This is a genomic window from Sedimentitalea sediminis (assembly GCF_042687825.1).
In the GTDB taxonomy this organism is placed as follows: Bacteria; Pseudomonadota; Alphaproteobacteria; order Rhodobacterales; family Rhodobacteraceae; genus Sedimentitalea.
On sequence record NZ_JBHUQE010000053.1, the window covers coordinates 1 to 2725 of the forward strand.

At 64.3% G+C, this 2725-nt stretch carries 3 protein-coding genes and 1 pseudogene; 3 read left to right on the forward strand and 1 reads right to left on the reverse strand.

Annotated elements, in window-relative coordinates:
• Positions 1-297 precede the first annotated feature (297 nt).
• The 3 genes and pseudogenes from ACFMPD_RS17405 (at position 298) to ACFMPD_RS17415 (ending at position 2446) form a co-directional block, all read left to right on the forward strand.
• Positions 298-642: a hypothetical protein gene (locus ACFMPD_RS17405; RefSeq protein ID WP_380997274.1), complete on the forward strand. Its 345-nt coding sequence runs from the start codon at positions 298-300 to the stop codon at positions 640-642.
• A 197-nt stretch (positions 643-839) separates the two neighbouring features.
• Positions 840-2097 (forward strand): annotated as a pseudogene (locus tag ACFMPD_RS17410) (IS256 family transposase); the annotation flags it as partial.
• A gap of 64 nt (positions 2098-2161) precedes the next feature.
• Positions 2162-2446: a transposase gene (locus ACFMPD_RS17415; protein ID WP_380997275.1), complete on the forward strand. Its 285-nt coding sequence runs from the start codon at positions 2162-2164 to the stop codon at positions 2444-2446.
• A gap of 38 nt (positions 2447-2484) precedes the next feature.
• Here ACFMPD_RS17415 and ACFMPD_RS17420 read toward each other — a convergent pair.
• A partial coding sequence (locus ACFMPD_RS17420; RefSeq protein ID WP_380997277.1) for a DUF599 family protein occupies positions 2485-2725 on the reverse strand: 241 nt, incomplete at its 5' end.

Below are 2725 nucleotides of genomic sequence, written 5' to 3' on the forward strand. Positions count from 1 at the left end.
GAGGAAAGTTTGCGTCGGAGGGATTTCCCTGAAGCCTGATTTATGCGTCGCCCTGATTGGGAGGATCGGACTATGCCAGCACCATTGCCAAAGGAACTCCGAGACAGATTTGCGCGACGGATCGGTGCAGGATTGACAGGGCGAGAGGCTTCTCGCCGCTTGCAGCTATCTGCGGCCACAGGCGGGCAATGGGCGCGGCAAATCCGGCGTCGCGGTGCAACCACGGTTGCGCCGATAGGCCGGCCTTCAGGGACCGGCAAACTGGCCGCGCATGTCGGCTTTTTCCGCGGGTTGGTGATGCAGGACCCGGACATCACGCTCTTTGAACTGCGCGACGCGCTTGCCGACGCCGAGGGCGTTACCGTCCACCATTCGGCGATTGCAGGACTTCTCAAGCGCCCTGGCTTCGCGCACAAAGAAGTCGCCCCCTCTTGGCGGATTTGCCTTGCAAATCGCCTGCCGGTCAATGGACTGGCCACCGCGCGGCGCCGTGCGAAGGCAAGACGGCAGCGCGACCACTGGACGACGTATCGTTCGCCCGCCATCTCCCGAATGCCGGACCGCATTGCGTTTCCGGACGACACCGCGGGGAAACCAACCTCACCCGGCTGCGGGGCTGGGCGCCGCGGGGCCATCGGCTGACCATGGACGCGCCATTCCGAAGCCGGGGCACTCAGACCTTGATAGCCGGGCTGGCCTGTGACGCGTTGATCGCACCATGGGTCATCAAGGGCGCGATGGATGGACCCGCCTTCGCCGCCGACGTTCGGGAGGTGCTGATAGGGCTATCCTGAATTTTGTGCCCTGGCGTGGCAGCTCAATTTTGAGGAGACCCACGTATGAGCATAGACAAAGACCTGTTGGACCGGTTGAGGGAAGGGCGTTCGTCCGGCGACCTTTTCGGCAGGGAGGGCATTCTTTCCGAACGTGCCAAGGCGCTTGCGGAACATGCGCTGAGCCCCGAGTTGGACGACCATCTCAGCGAAGAGCGCGCGCAGGAGCCGCCAGAAGGTCAGAACCGGCCCGCCAATCGACGCAATCACGGCCCGGCAGTGCATGTTTACATGCACGAGAGGGGCAGCCGCCAGCAGACTGTGGCCGCGGACGCCGGCAAGGTGGTTCTGGACATTCCGCGCGACCGGAACAGGAGCTTTGACCCGGTTCTGATCGCCAAGTATCAGCGCCGTTTTCCGGAGTTCGACACCAAGATCATCAGCATGTACGCCCGCGGCATGACGACCCGGGAGACCCAAGGTCACAGCGAGGAGAACCACGGCTTTGAAGCGTCACCCAGCCTGATCTCGGCCATCACCGACACCGTGATGCAGGAGGTGACGGCCTGGCAGAACCGCCCGCTCTAGCCCTGCTGTCCGGTGGTGTTCATGGATGCGATCCGGGTCAACATCCGCAGCGACGGCGCGGTCTCGAACACGGCGGTCTTCGTGGCCCTGGCGATCCTGCCGGACGGCACACGGGACGTTCTGGGCTTGGGGTTCCGGGCCAATGAGGGGCCAATGAGGGGCCGAATTCCGGGCCAAGGTGCTGAGCGATCTGCGCAACCGCGGCGTTCAGGACATCCCGATCGCCATCGTGGAGGGGCGCAAGGGCGTTCCCCGGGCCATCGAGGCGGCCGTCCCCCGAACCCAGGTCCAGACCTGTATTGTCCATCTGCTGCGCCATTCCACGAGCTTTGCCAGCGACAAGGACCGCAAGGCCGTCGCCGCGGCTCTGAAGGCGGTCCATTCGGCCGTTGATGCCCCGGCGGCCGAAGCCGCGCGAACCGAATTTGAAGCGAGCGATCCGTCAAAGCGCTGTCCGGCCATCACACCGAACTGGCGGCGGGCCCGGAACGAGGTCATTCCGTTCCTGGATTATCCGCCCGAGATGCGCCGGCTGATTTACACGACCAATGCCATTGAAGCGCTGAACTCGAAAATCCGCCGCGCGGTTCGAACCCGCGGCCATTTTCCCAGCGATGAAGCGGCGGCCAAGTTGATCCATCTGGCGCTGACTGCGGCCTCAGCGGAGCGGCAGCGCTCAGTGCGCGAATGGCATGCGGTGAAAAACCAGCTCGCCATCATGTTCGGGGAACGCTTCCCATTGGCGCAAGAAACGGCGCCAGGGCACAAAATTCCGCACGGTCTCGTGCCGATCCCCCGAGATCGCTCCGGGCACGGCGGTCATCCTCGACAACCTCGCCACCCACCGCGACAAGGAGGCCGCGCAGGCCCTCCGCGACCACGGTTGCCGGTCCCTCGGGCTACCGCCCCATTCACCGGACCTCAATCCGATCGAGCAGGCGTTCTCGAAACTCAAGGCCCATCTCAGACGGATCGGGGCGCGCTCATTCACGGCGGTCTTCAAGGCAATTGGGGGAATCCGCGAGCCATACGATCCCACAGAGCGTTGGAATGGCTTCAACGCTGCAGGCTATGCCTCAAATTAATCTCGAAAGGCCCTGGCGCGTCCCGCCGGTCCGCGTCTTCACGTCTCGGTGTTGGGCGGAACCCGCTGCATGATCTCCCGCGACTGCGACGCGAATTCGCGCCGGTACAGGACCGCGATGGTCAGAGCGGTCGCAACCAGCAGCGGCACCGGCCCCAGCAACCACGCTACGGTGGCCAGCGAGAAATAGGTGGCACGCATCGCCCGGTTGAAGCTGCGCGCCGCGGTGTTGCTGATATCGGCCGCCTGCGACGCACGCGCATAGGCCAGAGGGGAAGAT